This window comes from Streptomyces sp. NPDC006283 (genome assembly GCF_040613325.1).
Lineage (GTDB): Bacteria > Actinomycetota > Actinomycetes > Streptomycetales > Streptomycetaceae > Streptomyces.
Genome location: NZ_JBEXRZ010000033.1, coordinates 25340 through 47262, shown reverse-complemented (window position 1 = coordinate 47262; position 21923 = coordinate 25340). Strand labels below are relative to the sequence as shown.

At 69.9% G+C, this 21923-nt stretch carries 24 protein-coding genes, 1 tRNA gene and 1 pseudogene; 23 read left to right on the top strand and 3 right to left on the bottom strand.

All coding sequences use genetic code 11. The annotated features are described in order from the left end of the window. Positions 1-118: 118 nt before the first annotated feature. Positions 119-730, bottom strand: a complete 612-nt coding sequence (locus ABZ070_RS10110; protein ID WP_356631906.1) for a YdcF family protein — start codon at positions 728-730, stop codon at positions 119-121. A 53-nt stretch (positions 731-783) separates the two neighbouring features. Next, positions 784-1573: pseudogene (locus ABZ070_RS10105) on the bottom strand (GntR family transcriptional regulator). A gap of 156 nt (positions 1574-1729) precedes the next feature. On the opposite strand from ABZ070_RS10105, the gene ABZ070_RS10100 reads away from it, so the two are divergent. The 14 genes from ABZ070_RS10100 (at position 1730) to ABZ070_RS10035 (ending at position 9992) form a co-directional block, all read left to right on the top strand. Then, complete coding sequence (locus ABZ070_RS10100) at positions 1730-2068, top strand: hypothetical protein (protein ID WP_356631900.1); 339 nt, start codon at positions 1730-1732, stop codon at positions 2066-2068. 5 nt (positions 2069-2073) lie between these two features. Then, the gene (locus ABZ070_RS10095; protein WP_356631898.1) at positions 2074-3444 is read left to right on the top strand and encodes an FtsK/SpoIIIE domain-containing protein; all 1371 of its coding nucleotides are present in this window, start codon (positions 2074-2076) and stop codon (positions 3442-3444) included. Positions 3445-3588: 144 nt separating this feature from the next. After that, positions 3589-4263: a DUF2637 domain-containing protein gene (locus ABZ070_RS10090; protein WP_356631896.1), complete on the top strand. Its 675-nt coding sequence runs from the start codon at positions 3589-3591 to the stop codon at positions 4261-4263. Between the two features lie 28 nt (positions 4264-4291). Beyond that, positions 4292-4459: a hypothetical protein gene (locus ABZ070_RS10085; RefSeq protein ID WP_356631894.1), complete on the top strand. Its 168-nt coding sequence runs from the start codon at positions 4292-4294 to the stop codon at positions 4457-4459. A gap of 4 nt (positions 4460-4463) precedes the next feature. After that, positions 4464-4655, top strand: a complete 192-nt coding sequence (locus ABZ070_RS10080; protein ID WP_356631892.1) for a mobile element transfer protein — start codon at positions 4464-4466, stop codon at positions 4653-4655. Positions 4656-4670: 15 nt separating this feature from the next. Further along, positions 4671-4865, top strand: coding sequence for a hypothetical protein (locus ABZ070_RS10075; protein WP_266374132.1), 195 nt, complete (start codon positions 4671-4673; stop codon positions 4863-4865). A 23-nt stretch (positions 4866-4888) separates the two neighbouring features. Beyond that, positions 4889-5242: a SpdD-like protein gene (locus tag ABZ070_RS10070; protein ID WP_356631890.1), complete on the top strand. Its 354-nt coding sequence runs from the start codon at positions 4889-4891 to the stop codon at positions 5240-5242. 91 nt (positions 5243-5333) lie between these two features. After that, positions 5334-5528 carry a hypothetical protein gene (locus ABZ070_RS10065; RefSeq protein WP_356631888.1) on the top strand — a complete coding sequence of 65 codons (195 nt, stop codon included), beginning with the start codon at positions 5334-5336 and terminating at the stop codon, positions 5526-5528. Beyond that, entirely contained in the window at positions 5525-5746 is a 222-nt protein-coding gene (locus ABZ070_RS10060; RefSeq protein ID WP_356631886.1) for a hypothetical protein, read from the top strand. The genes ABZ070_RS10065 and ABZ070_RS10060 overlap by 4 nt, the downstream gene beginning before the upstream one ends. Beyond that, on the top strand, positions 5743-5958 hold the full coding sequence (locus ABZ070_RS10055; protein ID WP_356631884.1) for a hypothetical protein: 216 nt from the start codon (positions 5743-5745) through the stop codon (positions 5956-5958). The genes ABZ070_RS10060 and ABZ070_RS10055 overlap by 4 nt, the downstream gene beginning before the upstream one ends. A gap of 148 nt (positions 5959-6106) precedes the next feature. Beyond that, positions 6107-7384, top strand: a complete 1278-nt coding sequence (locus ABZ070_RS10050; protein ID WP_356631904.1) for a replication initiator — start codon at positions 6107-6109, stop codon at positions 7382-7384. Positions 7385-7407: 23 nt separating this feature from the next. Then, entirely contained in the window at positions 7408-7578 is a 171-nt protein-coding gene (locus tag ABZ070_RS10045; protein ID WP_356631902.1) for a helix-turn-helix domain-containing protein, read from the top strand. Next, positions 7575-8948 (top strand): site-specific integrase, encoded by a 1374-nt coding sequence (locus ABZ070_RS10040; RefSeq protein ID WP_356631882.1) that lies wholly within the window; start codon positions 7575-7577, stop codon positions 8946-8948. Before ABZ070_RS10045 ends, ABZ070_RS10040 begins: the two co-directional genes overlap by 4 nt. Before the next feature lie 189 nt (positions 8949-9137). Then, on the top strand, positions 9138-9992 hold the full coding sequence (locus ABZ070_RS10035) for a nuclease-related domain-containing protein (RefSeq protein ID WP_356631880.1): 855 nt from the start codon (positions 9138-9140) through the stop codon (positions 9990-9992). A gap of 214 nt (positions 9993-10206) precedes the next feature. On the opposite strand, the gene ABZ070_RS10030 is transcribed toward ABZ070_RS10035, so the two are convergent. Next, positions 10207-10278, bottom strand: a tRNA-Arg gene (locus ABZ070_RS10030). Between the two features lie 240 nt (positions 10279-10518). Here ABZ070_RS10030 and ABZ070_RS10025 point away from each other — a divergent pair. From ABZ070_RS10025 to rpmE, 9 genes are all read left to right on the top strand, one after another. Then, positions 10519-11010 (top strand): response regulator, encoded by a 492-nt coding sequence (locus tag ABZ070_RS10025; RefSeq protein ID WP_356631878.1) that lies wholly within the window; start codon positions 10519-10521, stop codon positions 11008-11010. A 370-nt stretch (positions 11011-11380) separates the two neighbouring features. Then, positions 11381-12334, top strand: coding sequence for an ArgS-related anticodon-binding protein NrtL (nrtL, locus tag ABZ070_RS10020; RefSeq protein WP_356631876.1), 954 nt, complete (start codon positions 11381-11383; stop codon positions 12332-12334). A 23-nt stretch (positions 12335-12357) separates the two neighbouring features. Then, entirely contained in the window at positions 12358-13749 is a 1392-nt protein-coding gene (lysA, locus tag ABZ070_RS10015; RefSeq protein WP_356631875.1) for a diaminopimelate decarboxylase, read from the top strand. A 97-nt stretch (positions 13750-13846) separates the two neighbouring features. Continuing rightward, entirely contained in the window at positions 13847-15139 is a 1293-nt protein-coding gene (locus ABZ070_RS10010; RefSeq protein WP_356631873.1) for a homoserine dehydrogenase, read from the top strand. Between the two features lie 7 nt (positions 15140-15146). Then, positions 15147-16217, top strand: a complete 1071-nt coding sequence (thrC, locus tag ABZ070_RS10005) for a threonine synthase (RefSeq protein WP_356631871.1) — start codon at positions 15147-15149, stop codon at positions 16215-16217. A gap of 359 nt (positions 16218-16576) precedes the next feature. Continuing rightward, positions 16577-17494, top strand: a complete 918-nt coding sequence (thrB, locus tag ABZ070_RS10000) for a homoserine kinase (RefSeq protein ID WP_356631869.1) — start codon at positions 16577-16579, stop codon at positions 17492-17494. 399 nt (positions 17495-17893) lie between these two features. Beyond that, positions 17894-19942 (top strand): transcription termination factor Rho, encoded by a 2049-nt coding sequence (gene rho / locus ABZ070_RS09995; RefSeq protein WP_356631867.1) that lies wholly within the window; start codon positions 17894-17896, stop codon positions 19940-19942. 330 nt (positions 19943-20272) lie between these two features. Then, positions 20273-21415, top strand: coding sequence for an LCP family protein (locus ABZ070_RS09990; protein WP_356631865.1), 1143 nt, complete (start codon positions 20273-20275; stop codon positions 21413-21415). A gap of 195 nt (positions 21416-21610) precedes the next feature. Further along, positions 21611-21829, top strand: a complete 219-nt coding sequence (rpmE, locus tag ABZ070_RS09985) for a 50S ribosomal protein L31 (protein WP_356631863.1) — start codon at positions 21611-21613, stop codon at positions 21827-21829. Positions 21830-21923: the final 94 nt, after the last annotated feature.

The following is a 21923-nucleotide window of genomic DNA, read 5'->3' as shown; positions in this document are numbered from 1 at the left end:
GACCGGAGCCGGGGCCCGGAGCGGGGCGGAGACAGGAGCGTCGGGGCCCGGCGCTGGAGCCGGGGCCGCGCGCGGCGAGCGGAGCGAGCCGCCTTGAACTCGTAGAGAAGGTTTCTACTCACTCCGCCTGAGCGGCATCAGGGATGAGCCGACTCGTGAACCCCTGGGCGCACAGACGGTCGTAGGCGTCCCTGACATCCCGTGGAACCTCTTGGCTGATCATGAAGCCCTGGGCCGGATAGATCAGCAGGCGTTGCAGCGCTCCAACCAGCATGTCAACGACGAGGCGAGCGTCGCCGATTGAGTCGACGTAGGCCTCCAAGGTCATGGGCGCTGAAGCGCTCACGACCTCGACCTCCGGCCACAACTTGCGAGCCGTTGCGTACGCCCGACGCTCCTCGTACGGCTTGCTCACGAGCAGCACGGACGACACCGAGACCCCTCGTTCCTCCAGGAGCGCGTGCGAGAAGCGGATGTTCTCCCCGGTGTTCCGTGCCTGCGGCTCCACGAGGATCGCCTCGCCGGGAACGCCCAGCTCGATGGCGCGCTCACGGTAGTGCTCGGCTTCACCGCGCGGCATCCGATCGCGCGTGGTCTTGCTCGTGGCTCCGGTGAAGACGACCAGGGGCGCCATGCCGCGCTGGTAGAGCTCCGCGGTCACCTCGGCGACGCCAAGGTCGTGGCTGCCCAAGCCGATGGCGACGGAGCATGGGCGGGGCTCATGCCCCATGAGCTGGTAGTCCCAAAGGCGTTGGGCGTCCTCGAGGAATGCGGCCGGCAGAGTCACGAGTCGCCTTTCGGCTGTGCGGAGTCCGGGACCTTGAAGTCGTACTCCCAGGCGAATCGCGAGGCGGCGTGAACGCCAATGGCGAACTCGACTACGGTCCCGTCGGCCGTGCGCGTCGTGCGGTGCAACTCCATGACGGGCTCTCCCGCCGGGAGCTGGAGCAGCTTCACCTCGTCGGCCGTCGGGACACGCGCAAAGAGCGCTTCCGTCATGTGGTCGATCTCGTAGCCCGCGTCATAGAGGACCTTGTATCCGCCACCCCTGCCGGCCGGTCCGGGCGTCGTCCACCAGCCGCGTCCCCTCGACATGCTCGGGGCGGTAGTAGCTGGTCAGGCTGTGCGTCGGCTGCTCGCCCTCCTTCACCAGGCGGGCGCGGGCATAGACCTCGGACTCGGGCGGGACTCCAAGCTTCTCGGCGACGAGGGGTGATGCCGTCACGCGGCTGACCGTCTGCGTCTGCTCGTTGCGGCGATAGGCCCGGCCCGACGCCACGCGGTCGGCGATGAACGCGACCTCATCGCCGTCTCGCCACTTGGCCTTGTCGTACCGGGCGATGCCGAGTCGTTTCAGCGGCGTCTGCTCGCGCACCACCGTGCCGTGACCACGCGAAGACGTCACGAGACCTTCGGCTTCGAGAGCCTTGTAGGCGGCGTGCACTGTCGACTTGGAGCCCTCACCGGCCTCCACCAGGTCGCGGATGTGGGGAAGCTGCTGGCCAGGCGGACGCGCGCCGTTTCTGATCTCCGCAGCCAGTCGGTCCGCCAGCTCTCGCCACTTTGGTGTCACGGGGCCTCCTTCGCCTACCCCGCCAGTGAAGCACAGTCCTAGGACATTGACAGTCCTGGGACTGCGCCCCATTCTTGAGTCACGCGCTCGCAGTCCTAGGACAGCGAAGACGGCGGTTGTCGTCGTGCGCCCTCGTCTCTGATTCAAGGAGTGGGTATGTCGTCCTTCAAGATCGACACCTCTACCGCTGTCGTGTTCGTCGCCGTCGAGCCCAAGGCCAAGGTCATCAACAAGCAGACCGGTGAGATCGCGGTCGACCGGGAGACCGGGGCGAAGATGATGACGGTCGGCCTGACCATCGCGGACGAGGGTGAGGCGAACCTCTACACCGTCTCGATCCCGGAGACCGGTGTCCCGGAGGGGATCACGCTCGGCATGCCGATCAAGGTCGTCGGCCTCAAGGCCCGGGACTGGGAGAACACCTTCAACGGTGAGAAGCGGTTCGGCATCGCCTTCCGCGCGGTCGCGCTGGTCGCTCCGTCGGCCAAGGGCTGAGCGGCATGTCGACCACGACACTCCTCGTCTTAAGCCTGGTGGTGGTCGCCGCGGCCCTGGTGCTGCGGCGGCTGCGCCCGGCCTGGTACTGGCTGAGCATCGGCGTCACGCTGGCCGTGCTGCGGGTGATCTTCCGGTACGCCTCGGTCATGGACGCCTGCGGGCTGACCGTTCCGCCGTCCCGGCTGCGGCTCACCTTCGCCCGGATCACGAATCGTCCGGCGCCCGAGTCCCGGCCGCCGCGCATCCTCAGCTTCCGGCCCACCCGCACCGGCCTGGTGCTGCGGGTCAAACTGCGGCCGGGTCAGGACGCGTTCGACTTCGCGGCCTCCACGGACCGGCTGCGGCACTCGTTCGCCATGCACAGCGTCACGTCCCGTGAGATCAAGTCGGGTGTGGTCGAGCTGCGCATGACCGGCTACGACGTGCTCGAGCGCGTGCAGATGCCCGCGAAGGTCGAGCGGGACGGGCTGCGCATCCCGGTCGCGCTGCGGGAGGACGGAGCAGTGCACTACCGCGACTATCGGCAGGTGCCGCACTCGCTGAACCTGGGGGCGACCCTGTCGGGGAAGTCGGTCTATCAGCGGAACCTGGTCAAGGAACTCGCGTTCCGGCACGTTGCCCTGGTCGGCATCGACTGCAAGCAAGGAGTGGAACTCGCTCCGCTGGCCCGCCGGTTCTCCGCGCTGGCCGACAACCCGGACGATGCGGCCGACCTGCTGGAAGCGCTCGTGCAGCGGATGGCCGACACCTATCAGGTGATCCGGCGCGAGCAGCGCATCAGCGCGGACACCCCGGATGAGGAGATCACCGCCGACCTGTGGGGCCTGCCGGAGGACCTGCGGCCGGTGCCGGTCGTCCTCTTGGTGGACGAGGTAGCCGAACTGGCGCTGTTCTCCAACACGGCGGAGAAGAAGCGCCGCGAGCGGATCGTCACCGCCCTCGTGCGCCTGGTGCAGCTCGGCCGGGCGGCCGGCATCTACGTGGAGATCTGCGGGCAGCGCTTCGGCGCCGAACTCGGGGACGGCATCACCATGCTCCGGGCCCAGCTCACCGGCCGCATCTCGCACCGGGTCAACGACGAACCCTCCGCCAAGATGGCGTTCGGCGACATCTCCCCCGACGCCGTACTGGCGACCACACAGATCCCGGTCGCCCGTCCCGGCATGGCGGTGGCCGGTGACTCCTCGGGCGGCTGGGTCCGCATCCGTACGCCGTTCACGACGATGCGCCAGGCCGTGAACGCCTGCACCGCCAACGCTCACCGCACCCCGGTCCTCGACGGCCTGGACTCTTTCCGGCCTGTCCTCCCGGATCTGCCTTCTGCTCCGGTCGAGATCCCGGCGGCCCCGGCCACCAAGCCGCTCACCGCCTGACAGTCCCCCGACCTGGTCGGCGCGACCGCTTCGCGCCAGGTCCCTACCCCGCCATACCCGAAACGGCTTCCGGGGCTCGGCGACCGGCCCTCGTGCCTCGCCCGGCCCCGGCCCCGGCCCAAATCCTCAAGGAGGTGAAGACCGATGGTCCGCAAGGTCCGCCTGGACGCCGTCCTCGTGCAAGCCGTGATCGCCGGTGCGCTGTCCTTCGCCCACCTGCACGACCTTGCCGCCGCTGCCGGACAGGACGGCTGGAAGGCCTGGGCCTATCCCGTCTCCGTCGACCTGCTGCTCGTCGCGGCCTGGCGACGCCTGCGCACCCTGCGTGCCCAGGGCGAACCTGCCCGCGCTGCGTGGACGTGGTTTGCCGTCGCCCTGGCCGCCTCGCTCGGGGCCAACGTCGCCACCGCGGGCCTGCTCGACCTGAACGACGTGCCCGACTGGCTGCGCATCCTCGTCGCCGGATGGCCCGCCCTCGCCTTCCTCGGCGGCACCCTCCTCGTCCACTCACCCACCACCCCGACCGCTACCGACGCTGACCCGGCCGAACCTGCGCCGCTGCCGGTGGTCGAGCCGGTGACAGTGCCGGCCGAACCGGACCCAGCCCCCGTGGCGGATGCGGTCGAACCCGCCGATCCCGTCCCGGCCCTGCCCGCCCGACCGCCCGCCGACGTGCCGCCCGCCCTCGTCGACCACGCCCGCAAGCTCGCCGACGCCCACCGCGCTACGACCGGCCACCCGATCGACGCCGCGACCCTGCGCGACCGCCTGGGCCTGCCCAGCCCGATGGCTGACCAGCTCGCCGCCCACCTCGCCTGAAAGGACTCCGCTTATGCCCGGACGCGACATGACACGAGACGAATACCTGCAAGCGGCCCGTGAGATGGCCGACGCCGGCCACCACACCCTCGCCCGGATGCTCGCCGAGGAAGCCGCCGAACGCACGGTCGACCCGGCAGCCTCCGCTCGGACCCTCGCCGCCTTCCCCGGCCTGAGCTTGCGATCGGAGCACTGATCCCATGCCTGCCCGTGACTTCTTCCACTCCGTGATGCGGATCGGCCCCGTGCAGATCGGCACCCACCGCGACCGGAACGGACGCACCAAGCACGCCGCCGTCTGCTCCCGCGACAACTGCGGCTGGTCCGCCGACTTCTCCGCCCAGTCCGCCGCCCAGCTCGCCGCCCGCACCCACCGCTGCCGCGCCAACTAACCGAGAGGCCCCGTCGTGAACGTCGAACTTCCGCTGATCGTCCTCGTCGCCATCTTCGGCTACTTCGGCATCAAGCTCATGCGCCCGCCGACCTGGCTCATCGTCGTGCTCCTCCTCGGCGGCTTCCTCCTCGCCGACACCTTCCTCGCCCCCGCCATCGAATCCGGCACCCGCACCGGCGTCGACGCCGTCAACGGCACCACCAAGTAACCAGTCCAAAAGGGAGACCCATCATGTTCCGCCCGCGTATCCCGACCATGCCAACCCCGACCGGCATCGTCGCCCCGCTCATCCACCCGGCCCCCGCGCCGATCGTCGAGCACCAGACCGCCACCGGGTGCACCTGCCAGCACACCGCCCCGGCCCCGGCCGCCGTCGCTGCCCCGGCCGCCGTTCGGTCGGAGCCCGCGGTCCGGCTCACCCCGACCGGCCTCCTGGTCGCCGTCGGCGGCGGCGCCGCGGTCGTCCTGGTCGTCGGCGCGGTCCTGGTCTCCATGCTCCTCGCGGTCGCCATCACGGCCGCCTCAGTCGCCGTCTGCGCCGTCGTCCTGCGCTCCATGGTCAGCAGCAACGCGCGCCATCGCTGACCGGCCTCCCGGGCGGCCTCAACCGCCAAGTCTCCGCCGCCCGGACGGCCCAGCCCCTACCCGATCTCATCAACCGGAAGGACTCCCCATCATGCAGCACCGCCCTGCCCCGGCCCGCGTCTGCCCGTCCTGCGACGGCTTCGCCTCCGCCGCCATCACCCTCGGCGGCCGCGACCGCACCGGCCAGCGCCGCACCATCACCGCCCACTGCCGCACCTGCCACGGCACCGGCACGACGCCTGCCCGCCCGATCGTCGCTGCTGCGGGTTCGGAGGTGACGGCATGAGGAAGCGGATCCCCTTTCACCGCATCCTGTCCGATCCCCTGGACTCGCCGATCGACGAGGCAAAGAAGATCGCAACCGCCCACCAGCGCCACGACGCATCCCGCAAAGAACAGCCGCCCCGGATGGGACGTAAGGGATCACCCGGAAATCCCTCGGACAACCTGTCAGGCCCCTCTAGCGCTTCGGCCAGCACGCCGAAGAAGCGGCGCTGGTTGTGACCGACCTGTCCGTGGCCCTGGCCGTCAAGACCGATCTTGCGCCCACCGCCAACCAGCCCGGCGTGCACATCGCGAAACCGGCCCGGGACTTGCCCGCCACCGGCTCCTATGCCTGCTGCTGCGGAGCCACCGGCCGGGCCAAGGGTGACGACAACGTCCGCGACCTGGTGGCCGAGTGGATCGACCACCGCAACACCTGCCCCCACCGCTGACCCCCGCCGGGGCACCGACCGCGAACGCACTTCTGCCCGGCCGGTGTCCCGCCCCCTTCCGCTTCGAGAGGAGGACTCTGCCTTGACCACCACCACCACCGCGCCGCCGCCGCTGCGGGACCTCGCCTTCCTCGCCTCGCTCGGCACCATGCCCGGCCTCATGCGCCAGCTGAAGGGCTTGGGCGGCTGCACCACCCCGATACGCCTCGACGGCCACCGCACCGACGTCCACACCGGCACTGGGGAGATCCTGCACCACCTCACAGCGAGCGAACTGCCCGCCGGGAACCTCCTCGTGCGCTGCAACAACCGCCGCGCGACCCGCTGCCCGGCCTGCGCCGAGACCTACCGCCGCGACACCTACCAGCTCATCACCGCAGGCCTCCGCGGCGGCAAAGGCACCCCCGAACGCGTGGCCACCCACCCCCGGGTGTTCGCCACCTTCACCGCTCCCAGCTTCGGCCCCGTCCACAACCGGCCCACCAAGGGCCGCTGCCGCTGCGGCACCACCCACCCCGCCGGCGCCCCCGAACTCGGCACGCCGCTCGACCCCGACCGCTACGACTACGAGGCCGCCGTGCTCTGGAACGCGCACGCCTCCAAGATCTGGGCCCGGTTCTCCATCTACCTTCGCCGCGAAGTCGCCAAGAGGGCTGGGCTTTCTCAGCGGGCTTTCAAGGAGTTCGCGCGGGTGTCGTTCGCCAAGGTCGCCGAGTACCAGCGCCGCGGCGCCATCCACTTCCATGCCGTTATCCGTCTCGACGGCCCCGAGGGCGGCGACACCCCGCCCCCGCCCTGGGCCACCGCCGAACTCCTCGCCGATGCCATCCGCGCCGCCGCCGCCACCGCCGATGTGCCCGGCCCGGTCATCGACGGCCGCGCCCACACGTTCGCCTTCGGCACCCAGCTCGACATCCGCCCGATCCGCTCGGCCGACTTCGACGGCGGCACCGAGCTGACCGAACGCGCTGTGGCCGCCTATATCGCCAAGTACGCCACCAAGGGCGCCGAAACCGCGACCGGCACCCTCGACCGCCCCATCAAGTTCCTCGCCGAACTCGGCCGCAAATCCATCCCCGAACACGCCCGCCGACTCATCCGCACCGCCTGGACGCTCGGCGCCCGCAAAGACCTGGAAGACCTCCGGCTTCGCGCGTGGGCCCACATGCTCGGCTTCCGCGGCCACTTCTCCACCAAGACCCGCCGCTACTCCACCACCCTTGGCGCACTCCGCCAGGCCCGCGCCGAATGGCGACGCCTGCAAGCCGCCATCGCCCGCGGCGACCAGGACGTGCCGGCCGAATCCCCCGCAGACGAGACCACCCTCGTCCTCGCGCACTGGACATTCGCCGGAACCGGCCTCGGCCGCGCCGAGGAATGGCTCGCCGCCTCACTGACACCCGACACTGCGGAAGGAGACCAGTAGTGGCAGGGAAGACTGACGAGCTGATGACTGTTCCTCAGGTCCTCGCAGAATTGGGAGGCATCTCCCGGCGTACCTTCTACCGCTGGCGCGAGTTGGGGCAGGGACCTGCTGCCTTTAAGCTCCCCAACGGCGAACTCCGAGTATGGCGGAGCGACTTCAGCGCCTGGCTGCGACGGCTGGAGGCGGCAGCGTGAAGTCCTTGGACGTGAAGGTCTGGGGGGTTCGGAAGCGGGACACCAAAACTCCGTCCTACGGCGTCCGCTGGTCCGTTGCGGGGAACGTCTTCTCCGATACCTTCCGGACCAAGGCCCTCGCAGATCACTATCGCAGCAAGCTAATGCGAGCTATGCGCGAGGGAGAAGAATTCGACACGGCGACCGGTCTCCCGGTGTCCCTGGAGAAGGCGAAATCTTCCCTGTCCTGGTACGACTTCGCGCGCCGATACCTCTCGATGAAGTGGCCGCACGCTGCCCCTAATACGCGGGACGGTATCAACGAGTCATTGACCAGCATCACCATGCAACTACTTGAAGAGCGTGCAGGACGGCCCTCCGAGCAGGAGATTCGCCGAGCCTTGCGCAACTGGGCCTTCGTTCTTCCCGGACCTGACGACCGTGAGCTCCCCGATGACATTCGAGGGGTTCTTCATTGGGTCTCGAAGGCGTCCCGGCCCCTCACTGACCTGGCAGAACCCGCCACTGCCCGCGCTCTGCTCGATTCACTAAAACTCAAGCTCGACGGCACCGCGGCGGCTGCGGAAACCGTGCGCCGCAAGCGGCGGACGTTGGTGAATGCTGCCAACTACGCGGTCGACTTGGGAGAACTCTCCGAGAACCCCATTACCGCCGTCCGGTGGCAGAAGCCCAAGGTCTCCAACCAGGTCGACCCGCGCGTGGTAGCAAATCCGGAACAGGCTCGGAACCTGCTTACCGCGGTCTCCTACGTAGGGGGCTATCGGCGTTCCCGCGGCCGGCGGCTCGTGGGGCTGTTTGCCGCGATGTACTTCGGCGGCCTTCGGCCCGCGGAAGCGGTGGGCTTGGTGGAGACGGATCTCGTCCTTCCTGGGTCTGGTTGGGGCTTGGCTCTGCTCCATCGGACACGCCCGTCCGTCGGGCGGCAGTGGACTGATTCGGGGGAGACCCACGATGACCGCGGACTCAAGAACCGGCCGAGTGAGGACGTCCGTCGTGTGCCCATCCCGCCCCAGCTCGTGACGGAGCTGCGCGAGCATCTGGCCACGTTCGGAACGGCTAAGGACGGACGTCTCTTCTTCAGCGAAAAGGGGTCCGTCGTTCCGTCCTCGACCTACTACCGCGTGTGGCAGGAGGCGCGACTCCTGGCGCTGCCCCCGGCCCTCGCGGCCTCGCCGCTCGCGAGTCGGCCGTACGACCTTCGGCACTCGGCTCTGTCGACGTGGCTCAACGCGGGTGTCGATCCGACTGAGGTCGCCGAGCGGGCCGGCAACAGTGTCGAGGTTCTTCTGACCCGCTACGCGAAGTGTCTGGACGGACGCCAGGAGGTCGCCAACCGGCGTATCGAGGATCTGCTTCGCGAGTACGAATAGGACGACCTGAAGCGCGGCCAAGGCCCCTGGCATCTTGCCCGGGGCCTTTCTCGTTCCCTCGCTCACCAGCGGTGATCGTTCAGCGTGGGGGAGAGCGCTGTATTTCGCCCCGGGTTCAGCGGTCTTGTGGCCCCCGCGCTCTTGCTGCTGCCATGTCGACATCGTCGCTACTGGAGCAGAGGGGGCCACGTGGAGCTGAAGGTCACGCGCTGGAAGAGGTACGGACATGATCGCCTGTATGCGAACCTGCCAGACGGAACCTCGGTCGGTTGGGCGGATGTCAGAACGGGGGAGATCACCATCCTGCGCGCCGAGTATCGCGACGACGTGATCGCCGTCCTGACAAAGCACTTACCGAACCACGCTGTCCCTGTCCCGCCGGCCGAAGCTCCGGCGGCTGTAGCGCGTCCGATGCTCCCGCCGCTGACGCCGGCCGACGACCTGGCCGCGAACCCGCCTGGGGAGGCTCTGCGTAATCGACTCGCTGAGTCTGGCTCGGGTGTCCTTGAGCGTGTGGTCGCACGGCTTCTGCGGCGATCTACGGAGTGCGACTCGTGGCGAAAGGGACTGGCGGGGGAGCGGCGAGTGGGTGCCGAGCTGAACCGGTTATCGCGTCACGGCTGGCGTGTGCTCCACTCCATACCTCTGGCCAACAAGGTGGACATCGATCACCTGCTGATCGGGCCTGGTGGGGTGTTCAGTATCAATACGAAGCACCATCACAAGAGAGCCGTGTGGGTCGGCGATGATGCCGTGAAAGTCGATCACGGGAAGCCGGCGCCCTATGCGCGGAAGAGTCGGGCCGAGGCCAAGCGGGTCGTTCGCGTGCTTGAGCGTTACTGCGCCTTTCCTGTATCGGTGGAGCCGGTGCTCGTCTTCGTCGGCGTCACCGATCTGAAGGTAGTGGCCACCCAGCTGAGAGTGCGGGTCTACCAAGAACGCCAAGTAGCGGCACTGGCGCCGCTCTCTGGGGTGCTGACAGCCGAGCAGGTTGAGCAGGTGTACAGCGTCGCCCGCCACCGCCAAGCGTGGCGCCTGGGCTGAGTCGTTGGTCGGTGCCCCTGCGAGGCGCCGGCCCGGCATGCAGGCCCCGCGACTTTCCGCAGCCCACCTGCGGCGATGCTCCAAGATCCCGTCCACGCCTCGTCCACAGACCCCGACATAAGGCTGCTTTGGGCGGCATACAGCTGCACATATGCGAAGACCCCGGCCTCAGCGTTTCCGCTGGTGACGGGGTCTTTGGGCACCTCATGCTGGGTGCCCCCGGCAGGATTCGAACCTGCGCACACGGCTCCGGAGGCCGTTGCTCTATCCCCTGAGCTACGGGGGCGTCCGCCGCGCTGGTGCGTGGCGACGGGTAGAACCCTACCAGCTCCCGAAGCGTCTTCGTGAACAGGTATTTCGGGCCACGGGCAGGGCCTCCGGCGTTCGATTCGAGGGGCCTGGAGCATGGTGTGTGCCTGCGTTCCGGCGGCGTCGGGACCCGGGCGGATGATCACCGGTACCCCGCGCCCCCGCAGTGCCCCCGCAGTGCCTCAGCGTGCTCCCGCTTCGCCCGCACGGGTCGGAAGTGGGCAAAACGCGGACGCAGCCGGGCCGGCGGACCTACTCTCGAGTTGTGTCCGGCGCGTCCGGCCGAGTGCTCGTTGTTGATGACAACCGGGTGATTCGGCAGCTGATCAGGGTCAACCTCGAGCTGGAGGGCTTCGAGGTCGTGACCGCGGCCGATGGTGCCGAGTGTCTGGAAGTCGTCCATCGGGTGCAGCCGGACGTCGTCACGCTCGATGTGGTCATGCCCCGGCTCGACGGCCTGCGGACCGCCGCGCTGCTGCGGGACGACCCGCGGACGAGCCGCATCCCCCTCGCGATCATCAGCGCGTGCACGCAGTACGAGGTGGACAGCGGTGTCGCAGCCGGCGTGGATGCCTTTCTTGCCAAGCCGTTCGAGCCGGCCGAGTTGGTGCGGATCGTGCGTCGGTTGATGCGCCATGAGGCCGGGGAGGGTCCGCCGTCCGTAGACGGCAGGCATGGAGCCGGGCGGGCGGGGAGTGCGAGGGGCTGACCGCACGGCCCGCGTCTCCGCCCCGCATCCGGCACCGCCCCCCACAGGCACCCGCCCCCACCAGTCACCGCCCCGTCGGTCCGGCCCGGCCGGGCCTCCGCCCCGCCCCAGCCGCAGCCGCAGCCGTCACCGTCGACAGCCTCCGCCCGCGCCCCGCCGCGCAGCGCCCCCCCGCAGTGCCCCCGCCCCCACAACGCCCGCCCGGCGCCACCCGCCCCAGCCACCGCCGTCTCCAGTCACCCCCACCGCCCGGCGCCGCCGTCCCCAGCCACCCCCGCCCCCACAGCACCCCCCACCCCAGCCCCCGCCCCCTGCCCGCATGGCGAAACCGGTTCGCGAAGTGCCCCCCCTCCTCCCATACGCTTGTGCCGTGACCCCCGCCGAGCTCTCCCGTACCGTGCGGCACGCCGTGTGCCGTGCCGTCGAGGACGGTGCGCTGCGGGTGGACGTACCGGCCGCCGAGGGCGTGAAGATCGAGCGGCCCCGACCCGGTGGGTGCGGGGACTACGCCACCGGGGTCGCGCTGCGGCTGGCGCGGCAGGCCGGGCGGCCCGCCGCCGAGGTGGCGGAGGCGATCAGGCAGCGCATCGCGGGCGACCACGGCATCGCACACGTCGAAGTCACCGGGCCCGGGTTCCTGAACTTCACCCTCCACAGCAGCGCGCAGGAACAGCTCGTGCGCCGGGTGCTCGACGAGGGCGCGCGCTACGGTGCCCCGCGGCGGTCCGCCGGCGGCGGGTCGTTCCCGCACGCCGACGAGGAGCGCGCCCGCGTCTGGGCCGACACGCTCGCGCGGCTCGGCGCCGAACCGGGCCCGGGGGAGTCCGTACGGGTCGTGCCCGTCGGCGATCAGAACGTGGTGCGGCGCCTGGGGCCGGACGCCGCCCGGTGGGCGCTGCTCGCCGCGGCCGCGCACGACAGGCCGCGAACCGACGCGGGGCTGCTCGTGCAGCACGAGCGCAACCCGCTCCACCAGGTGCGGTACGCCCACTCCCGGGCGAAGGCGCTCACCCGTAATGCCGAGCGACTCGGGTTCCGCAGCGTCCCCGGACCCCACGTCGACGCCCCCGCCCTCACCGCCGCCGTCGGCGATCACCCCGCCGTGGTCGCCGATGCCGCACGCCTGCGCGCCCCGGACCGGCTGGTCAGGCATCTCGAAGTCACCGCAGAGGCCCTTCTCTCCTTCCAGCACACCGTGCTGCCCGTCGGGGACGAGAAACCCTCGGCCGCCCATCGTTCCCGGCTCGCCCTCGCCGAGGCGGCCGGGACGGTGCTGGCCGGTGGCCTGTCCCTGCTCGGCATCAGCGCACCCGAACACCTGTGAGATGTGAGAGAGACCAGAGACCGATGAGCCGATCTGCACACCCCGCCGGGCCCCGTCACGCCGACGTCCTTCCCGAGGGCCACTACTCCGCACCGCCCACCGATCTGAACGCCCTCGACGGCAAGGTCTGGGCCCGTACCGTCACCCGCGACACCGACGGGGTCGTCACCGTCGGCGGGATCGAAGTGACAAGACTGGCCGAGGAGTTCGGGACGCCCGCCTACTTCCTCGACGAGGCCGACTTCCGTGCCCGCTGCCGGGCCTGGGCCGACGCGTTCGGCAAGGACGCGGACGTGTTCTACGCGGGGAAGGCGTTCCTGTCCCGCGCGATCGTCCGGTGGCTCAAGGAAGAGGGGCTCAACCTCGACGTGTGCTCCAGCGGGGAGCTGGCCACGGCCCTCGACGCCGGGATGCCCGCCGAGCGCATCGCCTTCCACGGCAACAACAAGTCCGAGAACGAAATCGAAAGGGCCGTGCGCGCCGGAGTGGGGCGGATCGTCCTCGACTCCTTCCAGGAGATCGTCCGCGTCGCGCACATCGCCCAGTCCCTCGGGAAGCGGCAGCCGGTGCAGATCCGGGTCACCGTCGGAGTCGAGGCCCACACGCACGAGTTCATCGCGACCGCCCACGAGGACCAGAAGTTCGGTATCGCGCTGGCCGGCGGACAGGCCGCGGAGGCCGTACGCCGTGCGCTGAGGCTCGACGGGCTCGAGCTCATCGGCATCCACTCCCACATCGGTTCGCAGATCTTCGACATGGCGGGCTTCGAGGTGTCCGCGCGCCGGGTCGTGCAGTTGCTCGCCGAGGTGCGGGACGAGCACGGCGTCGAACTGCCCGAGATCGACCTCGGGGGCGGCCTCGGTATCGCGTACACGCCCGACGACGACCCGCGCGAGCCGCACGAGATCGCCAAGGCGCTGACCGAGATCGTCAGCCGCGAGTGCGAGGCCGCGAAGCTGCGTACGCCCCGCATCTCCGTCGAGCCGGGCCGCGCCATCGTCGGTCCCACCGCCTTCACCCTGTACGAGGTCGGCACCGTCAAGCCGCTCGAGGGCCTGCGCACGTACGTCAGCGTCGACGGCGGAATGTCGGACAACATCCGCACAGCGCTGTACGACGCCGAGTACAGCGTCGCGCTCGTGTCCAGGACGTCCGAAGCGCCGCCGATGCTCAGCCGGGTCGTCGGCAAGCACTGTGAGAGTGGCGACATCGTGGTCAAGGACGCGTTCCTGCCGGCCGACCTCGCGCCCGGCGATCTGATCGCCGTGCCGGCCACCGGCGCCTACTGCAGGTCCATGGCCAGCAACTACAACCACGCACTTCGCCCGCCTGTTGTCGCCGTCAGGGACGGCGAGGCCCGGGTGATCGTCCGGCGCGAGACGGAGGAAGATCTCCTGCGTCTCGACGTCGGATAGCTGAGATAGATGTCTCGCATGCCGGACGAAGGACAGAAACTCCGGTCCGGTGAGTGAGACTGGTCCACACCGTAGAAGTAATGAGAAGCGAGGTCGGATGATGCGTACGCGTCCGCTGAAGGTGGCGCTGCTGGGCTGTGGAGTGGTCGGCTCAGAGGTGGCGCGCATCATGACGACGCACGCCGACGACCTCGCCGCGCGCATCGGTGCCCCGGTGGAGCTCGCCGGGGTCGCCGTGCGCCGCCCCGGGAAGGTGCGCGAAGGCATCCCCGCGGAGCTCGTCACCACGGACGCGACCGCCCTGGTCAAACGCGGCGACATCGACGTCGTCATCGAGGTCATCGGTGGCATCGAGCCGGCCCGGGCCCTGATCACCACCGCGTTCGAGCACGGCGCGTCCGTCGTCTCCGCCAACAAGGCGCTCCTCGCGGAGGACGGCGCGACGCTGTACGCCGCCGCCGAGCAGCACGGCCGCGACCTCTACTTCGAGGCCGCGGTCGCCGGTGCGATCCCGCTGATCAGGCCGCTGCGCGAGTCGCTCGCCGGCGACAAGGTCAACCGCGTGCTCGGCATCGTCAACGGCACGACCAACTTCATCCTCGACAAGATGGACAGCTCGGGCGCCGGGTACTCCGAAGCGCTCGACGAGGCCACCGCCCTCGGATACGCGGAGGCCGACCCGACCGCCGACGTCGAGGGCTTCGACGCCGCCGCCAAGGCCGCCATCCTCGCCGGGATCGCCTTCCACACCCGCGTACGCCTCGACGACGTCTACCGCGAGGGCCTGACCGAGGTCACCGCCGCCGACATGGCGTCGGCGCGGCGGATGGGCTGCACCGTCAAGCTGCTCGCCATCTGCGAGCGCGCCGCCGACGGCCGGTCCGTCACGGCCCGCGTGCACCCCGCGATGATCCCGCTCAGCCACCCGCTCGCCTCCGTCCGCGAGGCGTACAACGCCGTTTTCGTCGAGGCGGAAGCCGCGGGTCAGCTGATGTTCTACGGCCCCGGCGCCGGCGGCTCGCCCACCGCGTCCGCCGTCCTCGGCGACCTCGTCGCCGTGTGCCGCAACAAGCTCGCCGAGGCGACGGGCCCCGGCGAGTCCGCCTACACCCAGCTGCCCGTGAGCCCCATGGGCGACGTGGTGACGCGGTACCACATCAGCCTCGACGTGGCCGACAAGCCGGGCGTTCTCGCCCAGGTCGCGACGGTCTTCGCCGAGCACGGCGTATCCATCGATACGGTGCGCCAGCAGGGCAAGGACGGCGAGGCATCGCTCGTCGTCGTCACCCACCGCGCGCCCGACGCCGCCCTCTCCGGGACCGTCGAGGCGCTGCGCAAGCTCGACACCGTGCGCGGTGTCGCCAGCATCATGCGTGTTGAAGGGGAGTAAGGGACCCATGACCACCAACGGCACCCACCAGTGGCGCGGCATCATCGAGGAGTACCAGGACCGTCTTCCGGTCACGGACACGACGCCGGTCGTCACGCTCCGTGAGGGTGGTACGCCGCTCGTCCCGGCGCAGGTCCTTTCCGAGCGCACGGGCTGCGAGGTGCACCTCAAGGTCGAGGGCGCCAACCCCACCGGGTCCTTCAAGGACCGCGGCATGACGATGGCCATCACCCGGGCCAAGGAGGAGGGCGCGCAGGCCGTCATCTGCGCCTCCACCGGCAACACCTCCGCCTCCGCCGCCGCCTACGCGGTGCGCGCGGGCATGGTCTGCGCGGTCCTCGTGCCGCAGGGCAAGATCGCGCTCGGCAAGATGGGGCAGGCGCTGGTCTACGGCTCGAAGATCCTCCAGGTCGACGGCAACTTCGACGACTGCCTGAACCTTGCCCGCAGCCTCTCGGAGAACTACCCGGTGGCGCTGGTCAATTCGGTCAATCCGTACCGCATCGAGGGCCAGAAGACGGCCTCCTTCGAGATCGTCGACGCGCTCGGCGACGCCCCCGACATCCACGTACTGCCCGTCGGCAACGCCGGCAACATCACGGCGTACTGGAAGGGGTACAAGGAGTACGCGGCGGACAGCATGTCCACCAAAACCCCTCGTATGTGGGGTTTTCAGGCCTCCGGTTCCGCTCCGATCGTGCGCGGCGAGGTCGTCAAGGACCCGTCGACGATCGCCACCGCCATCCGTATCGGCAACCCGGCCTCCTGGTCACAGGCGCTGGCCGCCCGCGAGGAGTCGGGGGGCTTCATCGACGAGGTGACGGACCGTGAAATCCTGCGTGCCTACCGGCTGTTGGCGTCCCAGGAGGGCGTCTTCGTCGAGCCGGCCTCGGCCGCTTCCGTCGCCGGTCTGCTGAAGGCCGCCGAGCAGGGCAAGGTCGACCCGGGCCAGAGGATCGTGTGCACGGTCACCGGCAACGGCCTGAAGGACCCCGACTGGGCGGTCGCCGGAGCGCCCCAGCCGGTCACCGTCCCGGTCGACGCCGCCGCGGCGGCGGAGCGGCTCGGACTGGCCTGATCCCGTTCCGTCCCGGCCGGCGGGCCGCGTAGGCCCGTTCGCCGGATCATGGCCGAAGCCGCGTCCTGGTCGCCGGACGGGCCCTCGGACCCGGCCAGTTGGCCTACTGGAAAGTATGGCAACCAGGACAACGCCGTGCGTAGAGGCACAGGAGGCTCGCGACACGCATCGTGCGCCTCCTGTGCGCCCTATGTCGCAGGTGAACCTTCCTTCGATAGGCTGTACTCGAACCCGGCCCCCGCATATGCGCGGTGTTGTTGCCGTCGCGGTGTTCCCGCCGCCGAGGCCCACGGGTGTTGCAGCCTCTCGAACAAATCTTGTACATCCCGCAGTTCAGAACCAAGGAGAGTCGTCGAGCGATGGCCGGTCCAGCGTTCCGCGCCGCCGCCGTCCGGGTGCGCGTCCCCGCAACCAGCGCCAATCTCGGTCCGGGCTTCGACGCCCTGGGACTGTCGCTCGGTCTGTACGACGACGTGGTCGTCCGGGTCGCGGACTCCGGTCTGCACATCGACATCGCCGGTGAGGGCGCGTCGACCCTGCCCCGCGATGAGAAGCACCTGCTCGTACGGGCTCTCCGCACGGCCTTCGACCTGCTCGGCGGACAGCCGCGCGGCCTTGAGATCGTCTGCGCCAACCGCATCCCGCACGGCCGCGGCCTCGGCTCCTCCTCCGCCGCGATCTGCGCCGGCATCGTCGCCGCCCGCGCCGTGACGATAGGCGGGGACGCGAAACTCGACGACGCGGCCCTGCTGGAGCTCGCCACCGAGATCGAGGGCCACCCCGACAATGTCGCGGCCTGCCTCCTCGGCGGCTTCACCCTCGCCTGGACCGAGGCGGGAGCGGCGCGCGCGATCAGGATGGATCCCGCCGATTCCGTCGTTCCGGTGGTTTTCGTGCCCGGCAAGCCGGTGCTCACCGAGACGGCCCGCGGCCTGCTGCCGCGCACCGTCCCCCATGGGGACGCCGCCACCAACGCCGGCCGTGCCGCCCTCCTCGTCGAGGCCCTGACCAGGCGTCCTGAGCTGCTGCTGCCCGCCACGGAGGACCGGCTCCACCAGGAGTACCGCGCCCCGGCCATGCCGCAGAGCATCGACCTGGTGAACCGACTGCGCGCCGACGGCGTCCCTGCAGTCATCTCCGGTGCGGGCCCCACGGTGCTCGCGCTGGCCGAGGACAGTGCGGCCGACAAGGTCGCACAACTGGCGGGCGAGGGCTGGGCGGCCAACCGGCTGGCCTTCGACGCCGCGGGAGCGAGCGTCCTGCCGCTGGCGCCCTAGCGACACGACTGCCACACGATTGCCGGTGCTGGAGAGGGGGAATGTTTGTTGGAGCCGGTAGTGTTAATCTCAAGTCTGCAACCGTCGTCGTTGAGGCGCGGTGCTTCGTGTCCCCCTTCGGGACCAACATTCTCCGGGAGCCTCCCCAAACTGCCTGAGCAGCCTGCCTGAGCAGTTTCGAGCACGCTCCGGAACCGGCACGACACCCCTCGCTTTTCCAGGAGTGGGCCGAGCAGGGGGACCTCGAGCCGGACCTTGCACGTACGCATGTATCTCTCCGCCGTCAAATTTCCGGCGGGACCACCGCTCCGGTTCGGTCCACCACCCAGGACCGCAGCCGGACAGCACAACCGGTCGCCGAGCCAGAAGGCCGACGTCCGCTCCAGGGAAGGACCCTTCGTGAGCGACACCACCGATCTGATGGGCGTGACTGCCGACGACAAGGTCGACAACGCCGCGCCCGCCGCAGGTGCTGCCTCCGGCACCACCTCACGGCGCCGCCGCTCCGGCACCGGCCTCGAGGGCATGGTCCTGGCCGAGCTGCAGCAGGTCGCGTCCGGCCTCGGCATCAGGGGCACCGCGCGTATGCGCAAGAGCCAGCTGATCGAGGTCATCAAGGAGGCGCAGGCCGCAGGGGGCTCCCCGGCGAAGAGCGCCGACGCGGGCACCGAGGCCGTCGCCAAGCCCAAGCGCCGCGCCACCTCCAAGGCGCGCACGGGCGACGAGGCCGCCGCCCCCGCCGCGGAGAAGGCCGAGAAGGCAGAGAAGGCCGACAAGCCCGAGAAGGCTGTCGCCCAGCAGCAGATCGACATCCCCGGACAGCCGGCCAGCGACGACCAGCCGGCCGGGGAGCGCCGCCGGCGCCGTGCCACCGCCCAGGCGGGCAGCCCGGAGACCCGTGCCGAGAGCCGGGGCGACACCGCCGTCGAGGTCAGGACCGAGGCACAGCCCGAGGCCAAGGCCGAGACCGCCGTGGACACCGCGGAGGGCCGCCGTGACCGCCAGGAGCGCGGTCAGCGCGGCGACCGCGGTGAGCGTGGCGACCGCGGTGACCGCGGTGAGCGTGGCGAGCGCGGTGACCGCCGCGAGCGTCAGCGTGACCGGCGCGGCAAGGGCGACGACCAGCAGCAGGGCGGCGGCGGCCAGCGCCAGCAGCGCCAGGGCGGCCAGCAGGGCACCGGCCCCCAGGACGACTTCGACGACGAGGCCGGTGGCCGCCGTGGACGCCGTGGCCGCTACCGCGACCGCCGTGGCCGCCGTGGCCGTGACGACTTCGCGACCGGCGAGCCGCAGGTCTCCGACGACGACGTCCTGATCCCCGTCGCCGGCATCCTGGACATCCTCGACAACTACGCGTTCATCCGGACCTCCGGCTACCTGCCCGGCCCGAACGACGTGTACGTCTCCCTCGCCCAGGTCCGCAAGAACGGCCTGCGCAAGGGCGACCACGTCACCGGTGCCGTGCGTCAGCCCAAGGAGGGCGAGCGCCGCGAGAAGTTCAACGCGCTGGTCCGACTGGACTCGGTCAACGGCATGGCGCCCGAATCGGGCCGCGGCCGCCCCGAGTTCAACAAGCTGACCCCGCTGTACCCGCAGGACCGACTGCGTCTCGAGACCGACCCGGGCGTGCTGACGACCCGGATCATCGACCTCGTCGCGCCGATCGGCAAGGGCCAGCGAGGCCTGATCGTGGCTCCGCCGAAGACCGGCAAGACCATGATCATGCAGGCGATCGCCAACGCGATCACCCACAACAACCCCGAGTGCCACCTGATGGTCGTCCTTGTCGACGAGCGTCCGGAAGAGGTCACCGACATGCAGCGGTCGGTGAAGGGCGAGGTCATCTCCTCGACCTTCGACCGCCCCGCAGAGGACCACACCACCGTCGCCGAGCTGGCCATCGAGCGCGCCAAGCGCCTCGTCGAGCTGGGTCACGACGTGGTCGTCCTGCTGGACTCGATCACCCGCCTCGGCCGTGCGTACAACCTCGCGGCCCCGGCCTCCGGTCGCATCCTGTCCGGTGGTGTCGACTCGACCGCGCTCTACCCGCCGAAGCGCTTCTTCGGTGCGGCGCGCAACATCGAGGACGGCGGATCCCTGACCATCCTGGCCACCGCGCTGGTCGACACCGGTTCGCGCATGGACGAGGTGATCTTCGAGGAGTTCAAGGGCACCGGCAACGCGGAGCTCAAGCTCGACCGGAAGCTCGCCGACAAGCGGATCTTCCCCGCGGTGGACGTCGACGCGTCCGGTACGCGTAAGGAAGAGATCCTGCTCGGCAGCGACGAGCTGGCCATCACCTGGAAGCTGCGCCGAGTGCTCCACGCCCTCGACCAGCAGCAGGCGATCGAGCTGCTGCTGGACAAGATGAAGCAGACCAAGTCGAACGGCGAGTTCCTGCTCCAGATCCAGAAGACGACTCCGTCCGCCGGCAACGGCAACGACTGAGACGCCTCAAGCGGCGCAGGTCCCTCGCCGGGAGATCTCCGCCACAGCCGCCGGGCCCGTCGAGGGCCCGGCGGGGGAGTCCCGCCACTCCGTCCCCGTCGGCAGAAACCGCTGGTGAGGGTGAGAAAGCGGCCTCCTCGAGCACTTCTTCGGGCCCACCGTGCAGCGCGCGGTGGGCCCGACGCGTTCTTACCGGCCTCTCATCCGCTCGTGCGACGCTTCTCGCTTCGACGTCGGGACGAGCGACGTCCGAAGAAGCGACGAAATGCCGGGAACCGCGCCTGATCACCACCCCCGGGGGTAGCGGGAACAGCGAGAGCCGAGGAGAGCATGACCGAGCAGAGCACCAGCACCGGCGGGCGAATACTCCCCCTGCGCTCAGGGGGCTTGGGGGGACCCCCACGCCGCGGCAGACGCCGCAAGAAGCCCTCCACGGCGCGCCGGGTGTGGACGGCCGTCGCCTGGGCGGCCGCAGCCATGGTGCTCGTCGGCGGCAGTGGCCTCGGCCTTCTGTGGTTCAAGCTCAACGGGAACCTCCAGGGCATCGACATCAACCAGGCCCTGGGGACCGACCGCCCCAAGAACATCGACAACGGCTCCATGGACATCCTCGTCCTGGGCTCCGACTCCCGCTCCGGCGCGAACTCCGAATACGGCGCCGACGAAGGCGCCGCCCGTTCGGACACCGCGATGGTCGTGCACGTCTACCAGGGCCGCAAGACGGCGAGCGTCGTCTCCGTGCCGCGTGACACGCTCGTCGAGCGGCCGAAGTGCACCGGCCGTGACGGCACGGCGGTCGCGGGCGCGCAGCGGGCCATGTTCAACACGGCGTACGAGGTCGGCGGTCCCGCCTGCGCGGTGAAGACCGTCGAGGCGATGTCCGGCATCCGCATGGACCACTTCATCGAGGTCGAATTCACCGGCTTCAAGAAGCTCATCGACGAGCTCGGCGGCGTCGACATCACCACCACGCAGCCGATCAACGACACCAAGAGCCATCTGAACCTCCCGCCCGGCACCCACACGCTCGACGGCGAGCAGTCCCTCGGCCTCGTACGCACCCGCAAGAGCGTGGGGGACGGCAGCGACCTAGGGCGCATCCAGCTTCAGCAGGCGTTCATCAAGGCGTTCATCAACCAGGTCAAGGACGTCGGCGTCTTCAGCAGCCCCAAGAAGCTCCTCGGCCTCGCGGACGCCGGCACGAAGGCGATCACTCCCGACTCCGAGCTCGACTCGGTGAACGAGCTGATGGGCTTTGCCAAGGGGCTCAGCGCCCTGGGCGCCGAGGACGTCGACATGATCACGATGCCGGTGAAGTACGACCCGGACGACCCCAACCGCGTCATCCCGGTCGAGGCCGGCGGCGATCAGGTGTGGAGAGCGCTCAAGCGGGACAGGCCGATCCCCGCCTCCGCGGTCGAGGACTCGGCCGGCGACAAGGGCGATGCCGCGTCCGTCGTGGGCAGTGACTGAGGACGACCCGGATGCGCGCGGTTGCGAACCGGCGCGAAAGAGCGTTCATACCCGCTTCGGCCGCCAGGAATACTTCCGTGACCACCCCGGTTTTGGGAGATACGGCCGGTCCTGGCAGACTGGTACGTCGGCCCCGGTTCACGTACGAGCAATCCGCACGTACGACCCGGTGCCCTCCCGAAACTAGGAGACACCTTGAAGCGCGACATCCACCCCGAGTACGTCGAGACCCAGGTCAGCTGCACCTGCGGCGCGTCGTTCACCACCCGTAGCACGATCTCGAGCGGCAACATTCGCGCCGAAGTCTGCTCCGAGTGCCACCCGTTCTACACGGGCAAGCAGAAGATCCTCGACACCGGTGGCCGTGTGGCCCGCTTCGAGGCCCGCTTCGGCAAGGCTGCTGCCAAGAAGTAGCGCGCCACTGCGCCGGCCCTCGGCCGCCCCGTCCGGGGGGCCGGGGCCGGCGCTTTGTCCGTTCTGAGCAGCCACCCACGCGTACTGAAACCAG